Annotated in this window: 13 protein-coding genes; all 13 read right to left on the bottom strand. The window is 72.6% G+C overall.

What is annotated here, in order from left to right; all coding sequences use genetic code 11:
* Positions 1 to 48 precede the first annotated feature (48 nt).
* Genes ACZ46W_RS23585 through ACZ46W_RS23525 form a run of 13 tightly spaced genes read right to left on the bottom strand, consistent with a single transcriptional unit; the run spans position 49 to position 22,656 of the window.
* Positions 49 to 2,214, bottom strand: a complete 2,166-nt coding sequence (locus ACZ46W_RS23585; protein WP_468340716.1) for a hypothetical protein — start codon at positions 2,212 to 2,214, stop codon at positions 49 to 51.
* A complete protein-coding gene (locus tag ACZ46W_RS23580; RefSeq protein ID WP_468340715.1) occupies positions 2,211 to 5,954 on the bottom strand; it encodes a putative baseplate assembly protein in 3,744 nt (1,247 codons plus the stop codon). The genes ACZ46W_RS23585 and ACZ46W_RS23580 overlap by 4 nt, the downstream gene beginning before the upstream one ends.
* Positions 5,951 to 9,145 carry a putative baseplate assembly protein gene (locus tag ACZ46W_RS23575; RefSeq protein ID WP_468340712.1) on the bottom strand — a complete coding sequence of 1,065 codons (3,195 nt, stop codon included), beginning with the start codon at positions 9,143 to 9,145 and terminating at the stop codon, positions 5,951 to 5,953. Before ACZ46W_RS23575 ends, ACZ46W_RS23580 begins: the two co-directional genes overlap by 4 nt.
* Positions 9,142 to 9,519, bottom strand: coding sequence for a GPW/gp25 family protein (locus ACZ46W_RS23570; protein WP_468340709.1), 378 nt, complete (start codon positions 9,517 to 9,519; stop codon positions 9,142 to 9,144). Before ACZ46W_RS23570 ends, ACZ46W_RS23575 begins: the two co-directional genes overlap by 4 nt.
* Positions 9,516 to 9,857: a hypothetical protein gene (locus ACZ46W_RS23565; RefSeq protein WP_468340706.1), complete on the bottom strand. Its 342-nt coding sequence runs from the start codon at positions 9,855 to 9,857 to the stop codon at positions 9,516 to 9,518. Before ACZ46W_RS23565 ends, ACZ46W_RS23570 begins: the two co-directional genes overlap by 4 nt.
* A 19-nt stretch (positions 9,858 to 9,876) precedes the next feature.
* On the bottom strand, positions 9,877 to 10,404 hold the full coding sequence (locus ACZ46W_RS23560; protein ID WP_468340704.1) for a phage baseplate assembly protein V: 528 nt from the start codon (positions 10,402 to 10,404) through the stop codon (positions 9,877 to 9,879).
* An 18-nt stretch (positions 10,405 to 10,422) separates the two neighbouring features.
* Complete coding sequence (locus tag ACZ46W_RS23555; RefSeq protein WP_468340701.1) at positions 10,423 to 11,565, bottom strand: hypothetical protein; 1,143 nt, start codon at positions 11,563 to 11,565, stop codon at positions 10,423 to 10,425.
* The gene (locus ACZ46W_RS23550; RefSeq protein WP_468340698.1) at positions 11,558 to 11,911 is read right to left on the bottom strand and encodes a LysM peptidoglycan-binding domain-containing protein; all 354 of its coding nucleotides are present in this window, start codon (positions 11,909 to 11,911) and stop codon (positions 11,558 to 11,560) included. Before ACZ46W_RS23550 ends, ACZ46W_RS23555 begins: the two co-directional genes overlap by 8 nt.
* A 2-nt stretch (positions 11,912 to 11,913) precedes the next feature.
* Positions 11,914 to 12,579 (bottom strand): hypothetical protein, encoded by a 666-nt coding sequence (locus ACZ46W_RS23545; RefSeq protein ID WP_468340695.1) that lies wholly within the window; start codon positions 12,577 to 12,579, stop codon positions 11,914 to 11,916.
* Positions 12,580 to 12,594: 15 nt separating this feature from the next.
* The gene (locus tag ACZ46W_RS23540; protein ID WP_468340693.1) at positions 12,595 to 13,815 is read right to left on the bottom strand and encodes a hypothetical protein; all 1,221 of its coding nucleotides are present in this window, start codon (positions 13,813 to 13,815) and stop codon (positions 12,595 to 12,597) included.
* Entirely contained in the window at positions 13,812 to 20,354 is a 6,543-nt protein-coding gene (locus tag ACZ46W_RS23535) for an eCIS core domain-containing protein (protein WP_468340690.1), read from the bottom strand. Before ACZ46W_RS23535 ends, ACZ46W_RS23540 begins: the two co-directional genes overlap by 4 nt.
* On the bottom strand, positions 20,351 to 20,635 hold the full coding sequence (locus tag ACZ46W_RS23530) for a hypothetical protein (protein ID WP_468340687.1): 285 nt from the start codon (positions 20,633 to 20,635) through the stop codon (positions 20,351 to 20,353). The genes ACZ46W_RS23535 and ACZ46W_RS23530 overlap by 4 nt, the downstream gene beginning before the upstream one ends.
* Positions 20,626 to 22,656 (bottom strand): ATP-binding protein, encoded by a 2,031-nt coding sequence (locus ACZ46W_RS23525; RefSeq protein WP_468341164.1) that lies wholly within the window; start codon positions 22,654 to 22,656, stop codon positions 20,626 to 20,628. The genes ACZ46W_RS23530 and ACZ46W_RS23525 overlap by 10 nt, the downstream gene beginning before the upstream one ends.
* Position 22,657: the final 1 nt, after the last annotated feature.

Here is a 22,657-nt window from a genome sequence, read left to right as displayed (position 1 = left end):
CCCCCTAGGAAGTCCGTGGGTGCGAAGTCGTATGGGTGTGTGGGGTGGTCACGTCACGGTGATGACCCCGGCGTCCGTGCCCGCCGGCGTGTACTCGGCCAGCCGCGCCCGCAGGCTGTCCAGGCGCTGCGGCTGGTACAGGTCGTGGAAGGCGCCCATCTCCGAGCCGTCCTCCGCGCCCCTCCGGATCTCCTCCGGACAGCCGTCGGCCAACTGCGCGTACGCCGGGGTGCCGTACCGCTCGCTGGTGAACAGCGGGCGTTCCAGCGGCGCCCGTTCGCGGTCCGCCAGGTCCGGCCGGCAGCGGTAGCGGCGCGGGGTGCGCGAGCCGGGCGGCACGTACGAGAACCGCAGGCAGCCGACGCCCCGGCGGGCCACGTGCATCCGGCCGGTGAAGACGCTGTTCTCGGCGATCTCCACCGCGTGGGTGTGGACCTCCCCGATCACGGTCGTGCGGTGCGCGTGCAGGACGGCGTGCGCGTGGCGGCAGTCCGGGGCGGACAGGGCGGCCCGCTCGTGGCCGGTGGCGTCCAGGACGCTGTCACGGATGTGGATGTCCAGCGGGTCGTGGCCCACCTCGTCGCCGATCACCTCGATCGTGCCCAGGACGCTCCGCTCGATCGCGACGCACGCCGTGGTCCGGTCGAGCACCAGGCTCGCCTCCTCCGGCGAGTGCGGGTCGCACTCCGGCTCCAGCGACCAGCCCGGCACCAGCGTGCAGTGCCGCAGCACCACCGCGCCCACCGGACCGGTGACGTTCAGCCCGCGCCCGGTGATCAGCAGCCCGTCCAGCACGATCCGGGGAGCGTCACCGGCGCACTCCTCCTGCGCCCGGATGTTGAGCGCGTCGGGCCGGTTGCTGTACCAGTCCAGCAGCCGGATCACCGGCCGGGTGCCCTCCGCCGCCCGCAACTGGAGCCGGTCGCCCGGGTCCAGGTCGAAGTCCAACTGCTCCTGGTAGGCACCGCTGTGCGTGATCTCGATGACCCCGTCCGGGCCGCAGCGCCCCGCCCGCCGGTCGCCGCGCCAGTCCCCGTACGCGTCCATGATCCGCTGGTACGCCTGTCCGGGACCGACCCGGTAGACCTTCGCGCCCGCCGGAGTCTCCCGCTCGCGCGGGTACTCGCCACCGCCCATGTCGTCGGAGAACGCGTAGTGGTACGTGACCCACACGCCCTGCCGCGGCGCGGTACGCGAACCGAACGCCATCCGGCCGAGCACCGGGTCCACGGCGACCTGCCCCCGCTTGGGGCGGTAGCGCCAGTCCGACAGGTCCGCCACCACGAGGTCCGCCATCGGCACCGGCTCGTCCCGGCCGTCGCGCCAGATGGTGAACGACTTGCCCGGCCCGTAGTAGTCCGCGAGCCGGTCGGCGAGCTGCCTGCGGCGGATGTACGCCGGTACGTTGTCGATGGTGGCCACATGGGTGGCGGACGGCTCGGGCACCGGCTTCGTCACCAGCGGACTGTCGTTGCCCAGGATCGAGAACGTGTACAGGTTGCGGGCCCGGTCGACGCAGTACGCGGGCGCCCGGGTCACGTGGTACGGCTTGAGCCGCCACACGAACAGCCCCACCCCGGCGGGGGAGTACCCGCCCCTCGTCCGCTCGGACCCCGCCCGCCGCACGTCCACCGACCGCGCGACCGCGCCGAACGGCCCGCCCGCCAGGTCCAGCGCCGCACCCTCGCGCACATCGGCGAGCCGGCCGCGCTCCAGGCGCCGCGCGTTCCCGGCCGCCGTGCCCGACCCGTACAACTTGACGGGCTGGTGCCCGGCGACGAGCCGGGAGAACTCCACGGCCCGCGACGGCCATCCGGCGACCGATCCGGCCAGCTCCTCCAGCAGTGCGAGGCTGCCCTTGCGCCGCCGGTTGGCGACCGTGGCCGCCACGTCCCGGCGCGGGGCCAGGGCCTCGGCGAGCCGGGCGTGCGAGTCACCGTCCTCGCCGTCCAGGCCCCTCGCCTGCACCCGCTCGTACCCGGGCAGCGGGGTGTAGCCGACCAGGTCGCCCAGGTATGGCAGCACCCACGGGGCCGCCGTCTCCACGAACCAGTCCTCGTAGTTCTGCTCGACCCCCTCGCGCACCAGGTCGACCTGCTCGGCGATCACCGCGAGCAGCGCGCGCAGGGGCTCGCCGGCCTCGGCGTCGCGCAGCCGGTGCCACTGCGGGAGCAACTCCATCAGCCCGTCCGGTTCCCTGTTGCTCGGGCTCATGCGGTGACCTCCGTCAGGATCAGCGTGTCCGCGACGTGCGGGGACAGCAGGGCGAGCTGGGCCGGGCGGATGCCGCGGAACACGCACACCGACCGCCCCTTCTCCAGCCGCCGGGTATCGATGATGTCCGGGTTCAGCCGCAGCAGTCCGGCCAGTGACAGGCCGTACCGGGCGGCGACCGACGTGAGCGTCTCGCCGTCCTCGGCGGTGACGCGGTGCACGTCCTCGTCGTACCGGGCGAGCCGCGCCGGGACCGTGGTGCGCGGCCCGGCGAACGACCCGGCGAGCCCCGCCAGTTCCTCCGGCGTGACGGACGCGGGCACCCCGGTGAACACGTCCACGTCCACGTACTCCACGCCCGGTACCGTGTGCGCCGCCGCCAGCACCTCCGACAGCCGGGCCGGCGCCCCCAACTCCCGCCGGCCCGCACCGAACCGGCGCAGCAGCGTCTGCCGCAGCCGGGGCTCCACGACCCGCCAGGTGTGGTCGCGCGCCACCTTCACCCGCGCCGACAGCAGCAACAGCACCAGCTCCCGCACGTCCACCCGCACCGGCAGGCGGGAGTCGCCGTACCGGGCGAGCGAGGACCGCAGCGCGCGCAGCACCTCCGAGCCCGGGCCGATCGCGATGTCGTCCACGCCCGCGACCGTCACGTGCAGCACCCGGCGCCGCCCGTCGAACACCTCGCGCGCCGCCGCCCGGCCGATGCCCGCCCGCGAACGCGCGAAGTCCTCGTAGTCCTTCACCGACACCAGCCGGTCGAGCGCCGAGACGGCGAGCGGGATGGTGCGCCGCGTCAGCCCGGGGCCGTCCGCGTCCGCCCCGCCCGTCGCGGGCTGCGGGTTCGTCACGGCGGTGACCCCCAGCGGCCGGGAGACCGCCTGCGTGACGCGGTCCGCCCCGACGTTGGCGGCCCGCCCGGTGCCGAAGCGGTACCGGGCGCGCACGTTCTCGTGGCCGGTGGGCAGCCGGGCGCCGTGCACCCCGTCGCCGAACGTCACGGTCGTACGCCCGTCCCCGGCCGTCCCCGTGACGTACACGCGCTCGGTCGGCCCGCGCCCGGCCAGGCTGTCCACCTCGTGCCACAGCAGCCCGTCGACCCGTACCTCCAGCGTCGGTGTCGCGCCCAGGGGGTTGTCGGCGGGCAGCCAGGTCAGCGGTGACTGCCAGAGCGTGAACGTCTGATGGGTACGGCTCGCGTCACCGCTGCCGATCGCCTCGTCGCGGCTCTCGCCGTGCGTCGCCGGGACGACATTGCCCTGGACGCGCACGGTGTCACGCCGGTAGCGGTGGGCCAGGTCGGCGGTGAGCGTAAGCCTGGTGTGGACGTGGTCGCCCGGCAGGTGCGGGTCGCGGTGCTGCTCCACGGCCGCGATCACCGCGAGCTCCGTGCCGCGCACCCCGGACGTACCGGGGACGTCGGTGCGCTCGCCCGACACGATCAGATGGCGGCCCGGCCGCAACCCGTCGTACAGCTCGGCCAGTTCGATCTCGTTGCCGTGCACGTCCTCGCCCAGCGGCTCGTCGGCCGGGCGCAGCGCCTCCCCGCCCGCGTGCACGGTGGCGTCACGGATCGTGGACAGCAGCACATCGTGCTCGTCCAGCCACGGGTCGGCGAGCGTCAGCTCGGTGCCACGGCCGGTGATCCCGAAGTTGGTGTACGCGGCCGTACGCACGGCCGTCACCCGTGTCGTCACGAACGCGAGCCTCCGGTCGCCCGGGATGCCTCCCTGGGAGACCTCCACGCCCTTGCGGGGGCGCTCGATCGCGACCCAGCTCCCGACCGTGATCCCCTCGTGCACCGAGTCCAGCGGCAGGACGTGGCGGTCGGCCCGCTCCGGCACCGTCGCGAGGCCGATCTCCACGTTCGTCGGCTCGCTGCCGGCCGCGTACCGCACGGTCACCTCAAGTCCGCCGTGCGTGACCTGCCGGTGCTCACCGGGGCGCAGCAGCCAGCTCAACGGTTCGCCGTTGTGCACGACCACATGGACGCGGCCGTCCTCGGCGGGGCGGGAGACGAACAGCTTTCGGTCCGGCAGGCCGTCCAGGAACTGGGCCGTCACCCCCGGCTCCTGGGAGTCGGCGGGGCGGCGGGTCAGCCAGCTCAGGTCGTGGTCCTGCCCCACCCGGGTCTGCAACCACACCTGGCCGGGCCCCAGCGGGAACGTCTTCTCGGCGGGCAGGTGCTCCGACGTCTGGACGGACGAACCCGTCTCGACGTGCTGGAACTCGGCCCGCACCGGCACCCGGCCCGCCGGGTCGAACACCACCCGCATCATCGTCAGGGCCGAACCGCCGAGCGGCCAGTCCGTCTGCCGGATCACCCTCCCGCGCTCGTCCTGCACCGGCTTGAGCGGCGCCGTCGCACCGAACGGCGCGGCCGTCACGCGCATCGCCTGGAGCTCACGCAGAAGCGGGGCCGTCACCGGAGCAGCATGGCGCCACGCCGCGTACATCCCCTCCGCCACGCGCGGATCGAGCGCGGACAGCACCTGCGCGCCCAGGTCCGAGCCCGGTGCGAACAACCGCTTCGCCGTGGGCGCCAGGGCCCTCGCCGGGGGTTTCACATCGCGGGTGCGCAGCGCCGGCAGAACGGCCCCGAGGGCCCGCATGGCCGCGTGACCGGGTGCTTCTTCCGGCTCGGGCACCGGCTGCGAGGGCTCCAGGTCCGCCGCCCGCTCGCGCAGCTCGCCGACCACGGCCTCCAGCCGCTCGAACCAGGCCGCGACCTCCTCGTACGGCGCGGCGATCGCCTGCGCCTCGGCCAGCCGCTCGTGCGGCTCCGCGAGGCGACGGGCGAACGCGGCCGGGCTCGTGACGCCCTCCACGTCGGCGCGCAGCGGCGCCAGCACCTGCTCGTCGAACCTCTCGATGAGCATGCTGACGGGACGCGGATTGGGGTTGTCCGGGGTCGGCTCCCCGTCCTCCACGTCGAACGGGTCCTCCGTGATCCACCGGCGCAGTTCGGCCACCAGCTCGGTCAGCGACGGCGGTGCCGACCGCGGCAGCCCGATCGCCGTCACGCCCTCGTCCCGGTCGACCCGGACGCGGGTCACCGGCAGCAACAGGGGCTCCGCACCGGCGAAGACGAACAGCAGCCGGTCACCGGTCCGCAGCGACGTGCCCGTACCGGACAGGTGGATCTCCGACCGCTCGCGCAGGTCCTCCGGCGTGAGCAGGCCCGGCCGGCGCCGGCGGACGGCCAGCTCGTTCCACGCCCAGCGGGCCGTCAGGTCCTCGCTCGTCTCGAAGGTCTGCGACTCCTCGCCGACGGCCGCGGGCACGCTGTTGCTGCGCGACCCGCGCGGGATCAGCACCTCCGTGTCCCCGTCCCGCGGATCGCGGTCCAGGGTGTACGCCAGGTGGGTGTCGGCCGCGACACCGGGTCGCGGCCGGTGCCCCACGAGCCGCCCCAGCAGCGCCAGCGACCGGTGCTCGTTCGCCGTGCGCAGGTACCCCTCGTCGGCGATCCGCTCCGAGTGGAAGGTGAGCAGGTCGCCCACCACCGCCCAGGCGTCCAGCAGCGCGATCGCCGGGTCGTCGGGCGTACGGACGGTCAGCCCCCGCAGCGCCGGGTAGGCGGGCGAGGCGAGCCGGTCCAGCATGGCCGCCAGGAACGAGCCGTACTCACCAACCCGGTAGTCCAGGGCCGTGCGCCCCGGCGGGTTGTACAGGGCCTTCGGCGCATGGCGCTCGTCGTGCCCACCACAGCCGCAGCCGCAGTGCCGGGAGCCGCTCATCGGGCACCTCCGCCCAGCTCGATCGAGAGCCGGCCCAGCTCGGGCCGGTCGGGGTCGTTGTCGCAACGCGCGATCTCCAGCGGGCCGAGCCGCAGCACGCCTGCCTCCAGTGCCGTGTCGTCCGGTTCGTGGAAAAGCCGGGCCAGCCGGGTCACCCGGACGCTCTCCACGCCCTGGACGGCCGCCGCCACGGCCACCAGCCGGCTCAGCCGTACCGGTTCGCCGAAGGTCAGCGCGTCGGGGTGGAAGAACCCGAGCCGCCCGCCGGTCAGCCGGCGACTGCCGAGGACCCGGTACAGCTCGGCCAGGATCTGCCCGTGCTGGTGGCCCGGCGCCGCGCACACCGTCAGCCCGACGTCCAGCGGTACGTGCCGGGCCGGGCCGACCACCAGGTCGTGACCGATCCGGCGGTAGCGCTCCAGGGCGTACGCCACGGAGTCCAGCAGCTCGGGCGACGGGTCGCCGCTGCCCAGCGCGTCGACGGCGACGTGCGCCTCCCGCACACTGCCCGTCCAGCGGATCTCGGCGGCCGCCCGCTGCACGCCCGGCACCTCGGCGGCGAGCGCCGCGTAGTCCTCGGCCGTGACGGCGCGCAGTCGCGTGCGCTTGAGGTCGAGCGGCGCCAACTGCCGTACCTGCTCGACCGGTTCGGGCTCCGTGCCGCCGACGGCGGGCAGCGGGTTGCGCACGCCCGCCACCGGCATCGGCGCCCCGGTGTCGGAGTCCTCCGGATCGCGGCACAGCACCAGGTGGTTGATGGCCTCCGCGCCGACGTTGCCGGCCGTCCCGCCACCGAGCCGGTAACGCAGCTCCAGCCGCGCCCCGGGGCGGGGCCGGGCACCGTGCCGCCCGTCGCCGAAGCGCAGCGCGATCCGCCCGTCGTCCTCCAGCTCACCGACGAAGTGCCGGTCGCGCGGGCCGCTGCCCAGCAGGTCCCGCCTCGGCGCCCAGACCTCGTCGCCCTCCCGGACGGTCACGGCGGGCAGCGCGGCACGCGGGTCCTGGACGAGCGCGGCGGCGGGCCCCCGCAGCACCGGCTCGTCCGGGTGCAGCCCGGCCGCGTACCGGGGGCCCCACGTGTGGGCGACCTCCCAGGCGATCGCCCCGTCCAGCACCGCCCCGGCACCTGCCCGGGCGGTCAGCACCTCCAGGCGGCGGAGCTTGGCGGCGAGCAGCCGCTCGCTGCGGTGCAGCAGCTCGCGCAGCGCCCGCACCGGATGTCGGCGCAGCTCCAGCCGCTCCAGCACCCGCAGCCCGAACAGCACGGTCAGCTCGGCGATCTCGGGTTCGGCCAGCCCGTCGCAGTCACGGGCGCTGCGCCACAGCTCGACCAGCCGCGCCCGCACCGCGCCCGGGATCGCGGCCAGCCTGGCGGCCTGCCCGGCCGAGACGTGACCGGGTTCCGGGAACGGCACCGACTGGACGACGGGGGAGCGGGGCAGCACCGGCCGGAAGCGGGGCTCGATGCCCGGGTAGACCACCTGCGCCAGCAGCGTCTCCAGTGCCTCGGCCTGCGCGTACGCCGTGCCCGGGACGACCTTCGCACGGCGCCGCCCGGCCAGCTCCAGACCGATGCCGGCGCGGCCGGTCGCGTCCTCGCCGACCACGGTGAACAGCTCCCGCACCTGATCGGCGGTCAGCAGCCGCCCGCCGCGCGTCTGCCGGAGCCGGGTGGTGATCAGGGCGGCCGTGGCGTTGCCGTTGTCGGGGTCCCAGCAGCCGAAGCCGAGCGAAGCGAGAGGGGGGTACCCCCGGCCGGAGGCTGGGGGAGGGGCGCACGACCCCGGCACGGCCGGTGCGGGCGGCACGGTGACCGTGTCCGGCGTACGGCCGCAGAAGGCGAGCGAGCGGCCGTGGTCGACCAGGACCACGTTGCCGCGCGCCACGCTCACGTCCTCGACGGGCTCGCAGTCGGGGCCGCCACGGGTGGTGAGGCAGACCGGGAAGGCGAGCGCGTCCTCGGCCGCCCACGTCACCTCCAGCACCGGCTGGTCGCACAACCGGTCCACGGCCGGGGTGACGGAGGTGAGGCGTACGGCCTGCCGGTGCGCCGGGTCGGCGTCGCCGGGCGTCCCGGACCGGGCGCCCCGCACCTCCTCGATCACCAGCAGGTCACCCGGCTCCAGCGCCAGGGCCCGCCGCGAGCACTCCTCGTCCGTCCACGCGTCCCGCAGCGTCGCGGCCGTGGCCCCCTTGGGCAGGGCGCACACCTCGCCGCCCCAGGTCCAGAAGCGGACGGTGTTGTGCGCGGGGCGCAGCACCAGCGGCTCATGGGCCACGACCGGTTCGAACACCTCCACCGAGCCGCGCTCCTCCAGCACCGCGAGGTCCCGGTCGTCGATGACGGTGCCCACCTCCGGCCGGTCGCGCGGCCCGAGCCGCCGTACGTCCACGGCGGCGAACCGGAACGTGCCGGGCAGCAGCGTCAGCTCCCGTGCCGCTTCGACGGTGACGAACGCGCGGGCGTTGACGCCGTCGTGCATCGGATAGTCGATGAGCCGCACGTGCCGGCGTACGGAGACCCGGCGGCGGGCGGTGTCGAGGTACGCCTCGGTGGCCACCGCGTCCTGGTGGTAGCCGATCCGGTCGGCGGTGTGGGCGAGCAGCTCGACCAGCGTGGTGCCCAGGTCGGCGGCGTTGCGCTCCACCCAGTCCGGCGCCGTCAGCGCCAGCCGGTCCAGGATCAGCGTGCGGATCGTGTCGTAGTCGCGCGCCGTGTAGTCGATGACGGGCGCGGTGGGGAACGCGGCTGACGGACCGGGCGGGCAGTCCGGCTGCTCGTCCGCGCAGTCGAAGGGCGTCGGGCAGTCCGGCCGGAAGGTGAACTCGGCCGAGTGGTACCGCTGGTCGAAGCCCGGGAACGGCTCGGTGCCCGGCCGTCCGTAGGGGTCGGTGTCCACGACCGAGAGGCGGTAGCGGGACGTGTCCCCGGTGCGGTCGAGCGTGACGTACAGCCGGTCGTCGAGCTCCGGGTCCTCCTCACGTTCGACGGACACCTCGACGGCCTCGATGCCGGTGACCCGGCGGCCGCCGTCGATGCGTACGTTCTCCGGGCACAGCCCCTCGGGGGCCTTGCCGAGGAACGTCACCGTCAGCGTCAGCCCGTCGTCGCCGGCCTCGACCGTGTCCACGCCGCCCAGCCGCGCGGCGCGCACCCGGGCGCGCCTGTCGTGTGCGACCGTTCCGCTCATACGGCGCCCCTCCCCTCGAACACCTCGTCGCGCCGGCTCCCGGTGGCGCGCACCGCATAACGCAGGTGCACCCGGACCACGTTGTCCTCGCTCACCACGTCCAGGTCCTCCACCTCGATCAGGTCGCCCAGCCAGCGCTGGAGCGAGGCCTGCACCGACAGCTCCAGGGCGGAGGCCAGCTCCGGGCTGTTGGGCGTGAACACCAGGTCCAGCAGCCCGCAGCCGAAGTCGGGGCGCATCACGCGCTCCCCGGGGCTGGTGAACAGCAACTGCTCGACGAGGTCGCGCACGTGCTCGTCGTAGTCCGCGTGCGCCGTCCGGCCCCGGGCGTCGACCCGGAACGGGAAGGCGATGTCGGTACGTACGCTCCTCATCGCGACGACACCCCCCGGCCCGCCGGGGTGACGACCGGCGGCCCCTGCGGGACGAGCGCGGCGCTGAAGCACAGCGCGCTCGTGGTGTCGAGCAGCACCGGCGAACCGTCGATCAGCACCCCGTCGTCGGCAGGCGTCCAGCGGACCGTGGCACATGGGTGCGGCACGCCGTCCACGGTGTGCGGGCAGCCGCTGACGGTGAAGGCGTCGGCGGCGGTGGACACGGGATGGCCGTCGATCCGCACCGCGGACGACGGGGACGCGGCGGCCGGGACGACCCGGCCGCCGTGCGGGCAGCCGATCAACGAGCCGCCGTTCACAAGATTCCCGGACAACACGATTCTCCCCGTTTCCTGACTATGGCTTCTTGGGCACGATCAACCGGCCCTCGTTGATGTTGACTTCGCTGCCGGTCAGCACGATCGACGCGCCCTGGCCATTGGCGACGGTCACGCCCTTCTCGTCGATCTGTACGTACGCCCCCGTGGCGGCCTGGATGCGGATCCCGTTGCCGCCGGGCACGTCTCCCATCACCAACTTGTGCTGGTCGGACGTCTGGACCACCACGTTCTGGTGCGTCGGCGGGCCCGCCAGCGCGTCCGGCGGCAGCTCCGACTCGTGCCCGTACCAGCACCCCGTCCAGATGGGGTAGCTCGGGTCCCCCTGCTCGAACTCCACCCACACGCCGGCGCCCTCCGCCGGAACCGCGTACTGCCCGGACTGGCGCCCGGTGAACGGCAGGCAGGGCAAGGCCCAGGTGGACGGCTCGTCACCCAGTACGTCCGGCACCTTGACGGTGACACGGCCGATCCTGAGCGGATCCCGGTTGCTCACCACCTGGCCCCGGAACTTGCCGAGAAACCGGTTGTTCGGTCCTGCAGCCATGCAGAGTTCTCCTGGTCCTTACGGTCGCACGGTGGCGCTGCGGGCGATCAGTCCCTCACGTGAGAGCGTGAAGTTCTGCTGGTACGAGCCGGGCCTGATGTTGTGGGTGACGGACTTGACGTAGTAGTCGCCGTCGTACGCCCGGCCGGCGCCGCGCACTCCGACGAGCTCGCGCGGCTGGAGCACGTATCCGTGCCGGTTGACGTCCAGTGACCCGGAGCCGGAGACCGCGTCGGCGGACGTCGCGGCCCGGGCCAGGAGCTCGGCCTGGGCCTGTTCCGGGGCCCTCTTCGCGGTACCGGACAGGGTCCTCCGCTTGAGGGCGGGCGTGGGCCGCTTGCCGAGCGGTGGGCGCAGGGGATTGATGTCGGGCTGCGGCAGCAACCGGGAGTCCCGCGTCCGGGGGTCCTGCCAGCGCGCCTGCGGCTCCTCGCGTGCCGTGCCGTCGTAGGCGAACGTCAGTTGGTCGACGGTGGAATTGACGTCCATGTTGACGTTGAGCGCGTGCTGCCGCCTGCCCAGCCGCCGCTCGGGCCCCCAATAGGCGAAGGACTCCTCGTGCCCGGGCCCGGGCTCCAGGTAGAACGTGTAGCCGTTCGCCCGGGCGAGATCGGTCACGTACTGCAGATCGGTCCCGGTCTGGTACTCGACGCGGAGCTGCTCGCGTGGCGGCTGATGGACGTGCTCCGGAACGACCCGGGGGCGGATGCCGTAGTCCGCGTACCTGCCGATGATCCTTCTCACCCGTTCGGAGGGGGGCAGGTTCGGGTAGCGGTCGGTCCGCTCCTCCAGGTCCATGAGGAGGGTCAGGTCCTCGCCGGTGACGGTGAGGGTGGTCTGGCCGGGGACGTTGCTCACCCCCACCTCCTGCCGCACGATGAGCCCGTCGAGGATCACGGTCGACGTCCCCTTGATCGAGGTCGTGACGATGACCCGGGTCCTCGGGTCGAAGAACCCGTCGGGCAGCAACCGGTCGGTGATCAGCCCTCGTTTGGTGAGGTCGAACGCCAACTGGAACCCGCTCCGTTCCCCGGCGGTCATGGTGATCTGCGCGGACAGCAGTGCCTCCGCGACCTCGGCGGGGACGGGACGGGTCAGCCTCGGCCCCATGTGCAGGGTCAGCCGGACCGGCCCGCCCCCGACGGGCGTCTCATCAGCCATGGAACCCGCCCGCCTGGGGTATCCGGATCTCCCGTCCGGGCTCCCCGGTCAGCTCCCGCGGATCCAGTACGGGATTGGCGTCGGCGATCCGCCACCACTGGCCCGGATCGCCGAAGTACCGCTGCCCGAGGTGGTCCGGGCGCTCACCGCTGCTGACGGTGTGCGGCGCGGTGTCCTCGTCGGCGCCCTCGGGGAGCGGCGGCAGCAACCGCCGCTTGGTGTACCGCACCTCGGTCCCGTCGGCGGTGCGGTGCACCCCGATCTCGGCGTCGTGGTACCGGCTGGTGCGGGAGTAGGGGTGCGACCCGGGAATCGCGTCCAACTCGCTCTCGTAGGGCTCGCTCACGCCTACAACCCCCGTCCAAGTCCCAGTTCGGCCAGCCGCCCACCGCGCGCGGCGGCGGCCAGCCGCTCCTTCTGCGCCAGATGCGCCAGATACAGATCGGCCCCGCGGTGCCCGGCCGGCAGGTCGCTCACCGACAGCACCTTCATGCCGATGCCCAGCGACGCCCGGATCGGATTGAGCCGCACGTCGAACGCCGACTCATTGATCGACAACTCGGTGAGCCGCACGGGCATCACGCGCTTGCTCCCCCACGTGAACAGCGTCAGCGGCACCTCGATCGGGCTGATCTCGATGACCCCCTTCTTGGTCAGCCGCGACGCCTCCCGCAACTGCGCGGTGGTGGGGTGCACGAGCATCTCCAGCGTCGCCAACTGCGGATGGATCCCCTCGGGCGCGGCCACCTCGAACTGATCGGTCGCGTCGATCTCCGCCGTGAACTTCCACGTCTCCTCGGCGGGCCCCTTCAACCGCAGCGCCTCGTTCCGGTCCCCTCCACTCCCACCCCCACCCGCGTCCCCGGCCCCACCGGCCGCCTGCGGCGCGAGCGACCGCTCCAGGGTGTCGGGGTTGAACTGCAACACGATCACCCGCTGCGGCGTCCCCCGCTCGGGGTCGACGACGACGATGCCGGAGCGGATGGGCTTGGGTATGTCGGCGTAGCGGGTCACTGGAGCTCCCTATGGTCAAGCCTGGAATTTCGTACTGGACACACGGCACCCGTCACACCAGAAGCAATAGACGATGCCATCGAGATCAATGCGGCCGAACGGAGTCGGGCGCCCATTGACCGACGCGATGAACGGCATTGCCTGGCTGCACTCCGGACAGCGGGGATGAATGTCGGGAACAACCCACCGGGGGAGCCCTCCCACTTGGTTCAACGACTGTGCCGGCACGGCTTTGAGGCTCACACCCACCTGGTTCGGGTGCTCTTCGAGCACCAGTGAAAGCTCCCCAGGAGTGAGGCCAAGTTCCGGATCTGCCTGGCCCTTCGGGCCGTAGTAGACGGTCATTCCGCTGCCGTCGACCCTGACGGTCGTGGAATCCGATTCCTCGCAATCGCACGTGTACCAGTAGAACGAAGGGTCATGTGACAGCGGGAACGGAGTCGCTCCGGCTGAGATGGTGAGCAGATGCGCGGCCGGCTGCGAGCAGATCATGCAGAGCGGCACCTCTCCAGAGGTGTTACCCCCGACAACGTGCTCGGTCCTGCCCTTCTGGGCGATGAAGGCCATGTTGGCCGGCCAGTACCCCGCCTTCTCCGGCGAACGGGGCAGGCCGCCGGCCAGTTCCACCAGCATGGCCCAGGCCGCCCGGTCCTCGATCTCGTCCTGAAGTGAACGGATCAGCTCGAGAGCGTGGTCGGAGCGAATCAGGGCCAGGGAGACCAAAGTGTCGAAGCTGGATTCCGTCCGCCACTGGTCCGCCAGGGCATCCGCCACGTCGTCGGGAGCGCCCGACAGGAGGGCGCGCCGGACGTTCTCCTGATCGATACGGTCAACGAAGGGGCGAATACGGTCCGGCCAGAAGGTGCCGATGCTGTAGAGGACGCTGGACAGCGCCGAACGGTGATCCGGCTGGGTGACGTAGTCCTCGATGAAGCCGTCCACCGTCTTCGCCGACATCCACGGGACCAGCCGCGCGGCCGAGCGCACAAGCTCCGGCTCGGTCCTGAGCCTCTCGGCGGCCCGCTCCTTTTCCGCTGCCGCGCCCGGCATGACCTCAAGGTACTGACCGGCGTATTCCGCGATGCGCCTGTCGCTGGTTTCAAGGAGGCACTCGATCGCGGCTGACACGCCATTGTCCGGTTGACCGGACAGATACTCGAAGAGGTGTGCCCTCTTTGCCAATCCGGCCAGTTCCTGGTTCGAAACGATATTAATGGCCTCTTCGAGATGGGTCATTTCGCCTTCTCCCAAAATGCGAGCAGCATGGAGTCGATCTTTGGAGAGTAGTCGATGACTTCTGCGTCCACAAGTTTCTTGTAGTGTCGAGTGAAGTGGGCGACGTATGCCTTGGTCAGCTCGCCGTCGGCCTCGAGAAGGTCGAGATAGTGCTTGATGTCCTTGTATGTTGCCTCGGTAAGATCCCTGGCGTCTTCTTCGTAGCGTTTGAGTCCGGTCGTCGGGTTTACTTTCTTGTTTTCATTTCCGAAAGTTCGTCCGCGTTCGTGCAGTGTCTCGGGAAGGAATATCGTCAACGCGTCCTTGTACTTCTTGGTTGCTTCACGCTTCGCCTTGCCCTTGCCCGACGGGTGCAGCTTCTTCTTGGTGAGCACCTTGTCCCGCTTCTCGTTGAGGAGAGCCTCCTGCTCCTCCGAGAGAAGCCCCTCCTCCTTGAGTTCCAGAAGCTCTTTGAGTTCGTCGTCGGTGAGGGCTGCTTCGGCCATTGCTCGGTTTTCGGCCTGCTGTTTGATGGCTCGACCCGAAGGTATGTGGTCGGCCGTCAGCCTCTTGTCGCCGGCGTATTTATCGGGGTTGCGTTTCTGGCTCGCTTCCCGACGGTCGGTGGCTTTTCGGTAGCTCTGCGACTCTCCGACCTGGATGTCGTCCTCATCCTTGTATTCCTCTGGAAAGGGAACCGCCGAGAGGATTCCATCCAATTGCGTATTCCACGAGCCCTGCCTGGATGGCGCCTGAGGTTGCTGGTCGGTGCCGGGCTGATTCGGCTGGGTCTGTCGGGAGGGAGTGGGCCCCGTCTGTGACTGTGCCGCTGCCACTTGGCGGCGTTGTCTTTCCGTGGCCTCCTCCTGCACCTGCTCCGGCCTGGGGGCCGGGCGCGCTTCCCTCCTGCTGGTGGAAAGCTCCGGCACGTCTTCGGGGTTGTTCTCGGCTCCGTCGGTCACCTGACCCTCGGGGTTGAGCCGTGCAATGATCCGGAAGGTCTCCGTGCCCCGAAGGTCCAAGCCGGTGAGCCGATACCACGCGCGCATACCCCGGAGAGTCCCGAGCATGAGGTTCCGGAAGACCCCCCTGTGCAGCAGCCGGTCCAGCTTCGACCGCATGCGCGCGATGATTTTCCTGAGGCGGTCGGCTTTTGAATCCTTCGACTGCTCCTTCTTCCTTCGGTTGTACCTCCTTCTGGTCTGGGCATTCCGGTGATTTCGCCTGTCGTCGCGCATCCGATCGCGCTTCTTCTTGAAGAAGTCGCGGATCTTCTTGCCGCTCCTCTTCAGCGCCTGCCCGACCTTGCTCTTCCGCAGCTTCTTGCCGAGCGTCTTGCCCGCGTTGCGGATCTTCTTCAGGGCCGACTTGACCTTGCCCTTGATCTTGTCGAGGGCCTTGCCCAAGGGCGACTTGGGTTTGCGAGGCTTCTGGCGTTTGGGGGCCTCGACCTCTTTCTTCTTCTTGGGGGCCGGGTCGGGGGACTTGTCCTTGCGGAGGTCGGGGGCCCGGTCCGGGGTGCGGTCGGGGCGCGACTGCGGGCGGGACTCGGGGCGTTGGCGGTCGCGCTGGGCCTCCGACTCCTCGCGGCGGCGGTCCCGTTCCCGGTCGGGGGTGCGGCTCGTCGGGCGGTCGGTGAGCGTGTCCTTGGGGGTGCGGGTCGCGTTCGGGCCGCGGTCCGTGGAGGTGGAGCGGTTCTTGGGGACCCGGGGACCCTTCGGCCTGGCCGGGAGCGGGGGCCGGCGCAGGGCCTCCTGGGCGCTGCGTACCGCGCCGCGCGCCTTGTTGACCGCGTCGCCCGCCGCCTCCTTCGCGCCCTTGCCCGTCTTCTTGAGGCCCCTCATGATCTTCTCGGCCATCGCCTTGAGGCGCTTGCCGACGCCCTTCGTCGCGCTCTCCAGGCGGATCATCAGGAAGTTGGCGATGAAGTCCAGCAGCGCCACGATCCCCGCCGCGACCGCCTCCGCGAACAGGCACGCCGCCGGGCCCGCCTTGACCGCCTTGAGGTAGGCCCAGAACTTGCTGAAGGCCGACAGGATCGAGCTGAGGCTCTGCCACGCCGCCATCAGGCCCTGAACGATCGTCAGGATCGCGCCCGCCGCCGGCACCAGCATCGAGACGACCTTCTCGATCACGATCGACGCGATCATCATCGGCAGCGACGCGATGATCGCGTCCCACGCCATCTTCCCGATCTGCTTGATCGAGACGCAGCCCTTCACCAGGACGTCGATCACGGCCTTGCCGAGCCCGAGGATGCCCTCGACCTTCGTGTCGAACCACCGCTTGACGCCCGTCTTGATCGCGCCCCACAGGTGGTCCTGGATGCCGGCCTTCGCCGAACTGCCCGCCTTGCCCAGCCAGCCGCCCGGGTCCGGCGCGATGTCCGCCACCAGCGCCGCGAACTTGCCCAGCGCCTCGATCGCCGCCTGCGCGAACTTGATCGCGCCCAGGATCACCGCCTGGTACGCCTTGATGACGGCCTTCAGGCCCGCTTCCAGGACGTCGAGCAGTTTGTTCAGGCCCGCCGCCAGCGCGTCCAGCAGCGCGTTCACGGCCTTCTTCAGGCCGTCCGCCAGTCGGTTGACCGCGGCGATCGCCTTGTCCCGCAGCCCCTCGATCGCCTTGCGGAACTTGTCCCGCAGCTCCGGGAAGGCCGCCAGCAGTACGTCACCGATCGCGATCAGCGCGTCCGCCAGCACATTGATCGCCTTGATGGCGAGGTCACGTACGAAGTCGATGGCCTTGTTGGCCCACTCCTTGAACGTGTCGATGATCGAGTTGACCGCCTTGCGCGCGGCGTCGAAGACCTTGGTGACCGCGTCCAGGATCGCGTTGAACGCGCTCTTCACCTTGTCGGCGACCCAGCCGAGGAAACCGCCCGAAGGCTTGTTCTCCTCCTTCTTCTTCTCGGCCTCCTTCTCCGCCTTCTCCCGCTCGGAGTCGATCCGCTCGTTGTCCTTGTTCTTGCGGTCCTCGACCTCCTTGTCCTTGTCGTCGCGGGCCTTGACGATCTCCTTGTTCTTGGCGGTGTGCTCCTTCTCGGAGTTCTTGTCCGCCTCCTCGATCTTCTTGTCCTGCTCGGCACGCCAGTTCTCGCGCTCGCGCTGGGCCTCCTCGGCGGCCCGGCCCCGTTCCGAGGTCTGCTTCGCCGCGTTCTGGGCGACCTCGCGGTCGATCTCGGTCTGCTTCTCCCGCTTGGCCTGTTGCTCGCCCTGCTGGTGCTCCTTCTCCTTGGCGGCCAGATCGCCCTGCGCCTGGCCCGCCGCACCCTGGATCTCGCCGCCGCGCTCCTGCTTGGCGACGGCCCCGACGCCGGGCTTCGGCGCCGCTGCCCTCGCCAGGGCGCCGCCCTTGCCGCCCGCGCGGCCCGCCGCCCTGCCGACGAGTTGCTCGCGCGGCGCGTCGGGGAAGATCTGGTCCTCGCCCATCGGCTTCGCGGCGTCCTGCCGCCCCGTGTCCTGAAGCTCGGACTGCTTCTCCTTCAGCGCCTTGGCCTGGTCGTCCGTACGCTTCGGATCGCTCGCGCCCTCCAGCCGGATCTTGGGCGCCGGGCCGACCGTCTTGTTGCGCAGCTCGGGGTCGACCGTCGGCACCGCGTCGGCGGCCGCGTCGACGCTCTTGGCGTCCTCGGGGCTCAGCTCCTTGCCCGCCGCCGGTACCGGAGGCGGCGGAGTGCTGTCCGTGGGCTTCTGTCCCTGCGCCTTCTCGCTGCCCTTCGCCCGCTGCTTCTCGCCCTGCTCCTCGGGCCCGATCCGCTCGACCTTGCCCGTCACCTGTGCCGCCGGCGGCGCCGCCTCGGGCGGACCCGACATGGTGCGCGGGGCGCCCGAAGGCCGCTCACGCTTCGGCGGACTGGCGTCCAGCCGCCGCTGCTCCTCGCCCACCTTCCGGTCCGCCGCCCGGTCCACCCCGGGCATCGCGGCCGCCGCCTGGTCCGGCGCCAGTTTGCTGACCGTACCGATGGCGGCCTTCGGGTCCTGCCCCGAGACGTCCGGCGGCTCCTCCTGCTTCTCCTCCGGGGCCGCCTCACCGCCACCGCCACCGCCGCAGCTCCCGCCGCCCTCGTCCTTCTCCGCCGCGGGCTCCGGCGGCGCGCAGCCGCCACCGTCCTTCTCCAGCGACGCGTCCGGCTGGGCCTTGGCGCCCTCCGGCGCGGGAGCCCCCAACCGCCCCGGCGCGGCCGCCTGTTCGGCGGCCGGGCTCACCGCCGCCCGCGCCACCGAGGGCGCCCCGCCCGGACCGGTCGCGGCGCTCGGCCCCGACGTACCGCCGCTGCCACCCACCACGCCGCTCGGTGCGGCGCCCGGTCCGCTCTCCCTGGGGACCTGGCTCCGCGGCGCCGACCCCTCGTGGTCGCCCCGCTCCGAGTCGGCGACCCGCCGCGCGGCGGGGGAGGGGCGGCGGTCCTCGACGGAGCTGCGCTCGCCCCGCGCACCCGCCGGCGGCGCGACCGGCGACGACCCGAGGTCCGAACCCGCCGCACCCGCCGGCTTGTCCGCCGCCGACCCCAGCGGCAGCCCCCTGGCCGTCTGCTGCTCCTGGCGCTCCTGCTGTTCCTTGCGCTCCTGCTCCTGGTCCGCCGCCCCACGCGCGTCCGGGGAATCGTCGTCCGCGTCAGCGCTCTCGCGCCCGTCGTCCGGGCCGCGCTGCGCCGCCTCCTGCTCCTGCTCCGGATCGCGCTGCTCCGCCTCCGGTTCCGGCTGCTGCCGCCCGTCCGTCTCCGGGTCGGGCCCGACCTCCTGCTCCACCGGCTTCTCCGGCTGGAGGTCCTTCTCGGCCCGGTCCCCGGCCTCCGCCGCGGGACCGCCCTCCGGCTGCGGAGCCTCGCCCTCGACCGGCCCCACCTCCGCCCCCGGAGGCTTGGCCTCCGCCTCCGGGGCGTCCTCGTCCTCTTCCTCCTCCGCGTCGTTCTCCCGCTGCTGCTGGACCTGTTCGGCCTTCGTCGGCGGGGGAGCGGGGAAGGTGGGCAGGGCAGCGTCCGGGTTGTCCGCGGTCGGCACGGACGACACGTCCAGGTCGGTCGCCGGCAGGTAGTCCTCGGGCTTCAGCTCGGCCTCGGCCCCGGCCGCCCCCGGCGTACGGGCCGCGTCCTCACCGCCGATCTCCCGGTCCGCACCCGGTTCCAGGCCGAGCGGCTTCTCCGCCTCCAGCGGCTCGCCCTCGTCCTCGTCCTTCTCGTGCAGGCCGTGCTCCGACAGCGCGCTGTCCCGCTGCTCGGCCCGCTCGTCGACGACCGAGGGGCGTACGGGACCGGGCTGGGCCTTGGCCTTCGGGTCGACGTCCTCCCGCTTGGCGCCGTTGGCGGGCTTCGTCGCGTCGTCCTTGCGCTTGCGCTTGTCCGCGCCGGGGGCGTTGGCCTGCTCGGGATCGGCCTCCTCACGGTCCCGCTGCGCCTTGCGTTCCTCCTTGGCCTGCTCGGTGCCCTCCTGGCGCTGCTCCGCCCGTTCGTCGGCGGCCTCGTCGACGCGCTGCCGGTCCTGGTCCTGCTTCTCCTCCTCCTGCCGCTGCTCCTGCTCCGCCCGCTCCCTGGACCGGGCGCGCTCGTCCTCCTGCTCCTGGCGCCGGGCCGCCTCCTGGTCCTCGGCCGCCGCGTCGGCGCGCGCCCTGCTCCGATCGCCGCCCTGCCGCTCGTCCCGCGCCCTGGCGTCCCGCCGCTCCTCGCGGGCGTCCTCGGCCCGCTTGTCGCCGGACGCCCGGTCGCCCTCCTCCGCGCGCCGCCACCGGGCGCGCTCGACACCCAGCTCGTCGAACAGGTCGATCTCCGGGCCCGGCACCTCGGCCGGGCCGAGCTCGACCGGACCGGCCGCCGACTCCTCGGCCAGGTCCAGCAGCCGGTCGTACTCGTTCGACAGCAGCCGCACCTCCAGCCGGTCGAGCACCGAGTCCTGCAAGCCCGGCGACATCCGCGCCAGTTGCAGCCGTACCCGCCCCGACAGGTCGGCCGGGTCGCCGCGCAGAGAGCGCAGCACGCCGTTCGCCAGCCGGTCCACCAGGGTCGCCGGGTCCAGCTCCTCCATGCGCCGGCGGTCGGCGTCCACAGTGGCGTACCGCAGCCAGCCGGGGGTCTCCTGGCCCGGCTCGACCTCCGGCGCGTCACCTTCCCGTACGAGGGCCTGGGCCACCGACTCCGCCTCACGCTCCACCGCCTGCTGCGGCATGCTCACCGCGCCCAGGTCGCGGCCCGCGCGTAACGCGCCCAGCCCGTGCGGGCTCTGCACCGTGTGCAGCAGCTCGTGCGCCAGCAGCCGCTGACCGTCCGCCGTGCCCGGCCGGTAGGCGCCCTCCCGGAAGAAGATGTCCCGGCCGACCGCGACCGCGTCCGCGCCCAGCATGTCCGTCAGCGCGTCCGCGTCCCGGTCGGTGTGCAGCCGCACCTGGCCGAAGTCGTACCCGAGCCGCTCCTCCAGCTCCCGCCGCACGCCCAGGTCCAGCGGCTGACCCGCCCCGCTCACGATGTTCTTCGGCTCCGGCGCGCGGGACACCGCCCGCTCCTTGCGCTTGCGGCGCCGTTCCTTCTGCGCCGCCGCCCGGGTGTCCTCCGCGCGAGACGTGCTCATCGCGGCTCACCCCGCCCCGACAGCCCCGCGTGCACCGCACGCGCCAGCGCCTCGCCCAGCCGCCCCGGCGACGTCGTCACGGGCAGCGGCGGCAGCCCGGACAGGGCGTCCAGCGCCCGGCCGCCGTCCGCCGCGAGCGGCACGCCCCGCTCCCGTACGAGCCGGGCCAGCTCCGCCTGGAACGCGGCCGACACCCGCTCCGGGTCGAGCCGCCCGAAACCGTCGAGCACCAGCTCGCCGATGTCGACGCGTACCGTGCGCGGTGACTCGTTCAGACCCATCCGTGGACCTCCGACGGCGTCAAGGAGCGGTCCAGCTTGAGATATTCGGTACGCGCCGCCTCCAGCATGTGCCGCATCCCCAGCCGCTCGCCCTCCTCGGCGGCGAGGAACGCGCCCGACAGCGCGATGTTGCGGATCGAGCCGCCCGCCACGGTCAGCCGGGCCAGCAGCGCCGGGTCGATGTCCTTCATCGGGGCCTGCGACGGCAGCACCCGCCGCCAGATCTCGGCGCGTTCGCCCTCGCCGGGGAAGGGGAAGTCGACGACGAACCGGATACGGCGCATGAAGGCCGTGTCCAGCGCCTGCTTCATGTTGGTGGTGAGGATCGCGAGGCCCCGGTACGCCTCCATCCGCATCAGCAGGTAGCTGACTTCGAGGTTCGCGTACCGGTCGTGGCTGTCCTTGACCTCACTGCGCTTGCCGAACAGGGCGTCCGCCTCGTCGAACAGCAGGAGCGCGCCGCCGCGTTCGGCGGCGTCGAAGACCTTGCGCAGGTTCTTCTCGGTCTCGCCGATGTACTTGCTGACCACCTGGGACAGGTCGATGACGAACAGGTCCAGCCCCAGCTCCCTCGCCATCACCTCGGCGGCCAGGGTCTTGCCCGTGCCCGAGCCGCCCGCGAAGAGCGCCGTGACGCCGAGCCCGCGGCGCAGCGTGGCGGCGAAGCCCCACTCCTGGTACACGGTGGGGCGCTGCCGCACATGGGCGACGATCTCGCGCAGCACCCGCACCTGACGCTCCGGCAGCACCAGGTCGCCCCAGCCCGCCTGCGGCTCGATCCGCCGGCCCAGCTCGTCCATGCCCAGCCGCGCCTCGGTGAGCCCGGCCCGCCAGGCCAGCTCGCGCGCGTCCAGCTCGTCCTCGCCGGGCAGGCCCCGTACCACTGCCGCGCCCGCCGAGCGGATCAGGTGCGGCGGCAGCGCGAACTGCTCGACGAGATCCCGCAGGTCCTCCTCGGACACCTCCGGTACGTCGCGGAGGGCGTCCGCCCACAGACCGAGCCGCTCATCGGTGTCGAGCGCCGGTACGCCCACCCGCTCGCCGCGCGACCGCGCGGTCTGCCGCGGGTCGGCACTGGACACGACGAGGGGCACGGCGGCGCTGTCGATGAACGCGTCCGTCGCGGCGGCCTGGTCCCGGTCCAGGTCCCCGACCTCCACCAGCAGCGCGGCGGGCAGCAGGATCGCCTCGCGCTGCCACAGCCGGGCCAGCCGGTCGCGCTCGGCCGGGTCGGTGGGGATGTCGTCGGCGGCCATCGCGTACAGGCCGAGCCCGGAGCGCCGGGCGGCCGCGGCGGCGATGTCGGCGCGCGACCGCGGGTCACCGCCCACCAGTTCGACCCGCAGCGGCGCGTCATGACCGGCCGGGTCGCCCCAGGCGGCCGCGACCCGGTCCGCCGCCACGTCGTACGAGGCGGGCAGCGACTCCGGCACGGGCGCCCGCCGCAGCAGCCCGTGCAGCCGGGCGTCCAGATATGGCGCGCCGGCCAGGAAGTGCAGGATGCGTTCGTCGAGCCGCAGCCGGGACGTGGTCAGCCGGGTCTCGTCGTCCAGCTCGACGAGCCGCCACCGGCGCAGCGGCCCGACCGGCGTCAGCGCGCTCCAGTGCGGCTCGGCGAGCGCGGCGAGGGCGAGCGCGAAGGTCGGGTGCGCCCGTTCCGGATCCCCAGAGGCGGCGGCGCACCGGCTCCCGGCGGTGGGGTCCAGCTCGGCGGCGGCGGTCAGCAGGACGACGTCCCGCTCGAACGGCGTGAGCCCGAAGCACGTGACCAGCGCGTCGAGCGTGCCGGGCCCGGGTGCGGTGGCGGGGGCGGGGGCGGCTTGTGGGCCGGCCGGCTCCCGCCGTGCGGGACGGCTGTCGGCGGCATCGGCGGTGGAGCGGTCCGCACCGGGTGTGCCCGCCATGTCGCCGGTATGCCGCGCCCGGGACGCGTGCGCGTCCACCCGGGCGAGGACCGCGCTCATGGCGGCCGCCAGTGCCCGGCCGTCCGCGCCCGTCCCGTCGTCGTACGTGCCGCCCATG

The organism is Streptomyces sp. NPDC031064, assembly GCF_055570965.1.
Note: the sequence above shows the minus strand (reverse complement) of the source record. Positions and strands in the feature narration are given on the sequence as shown.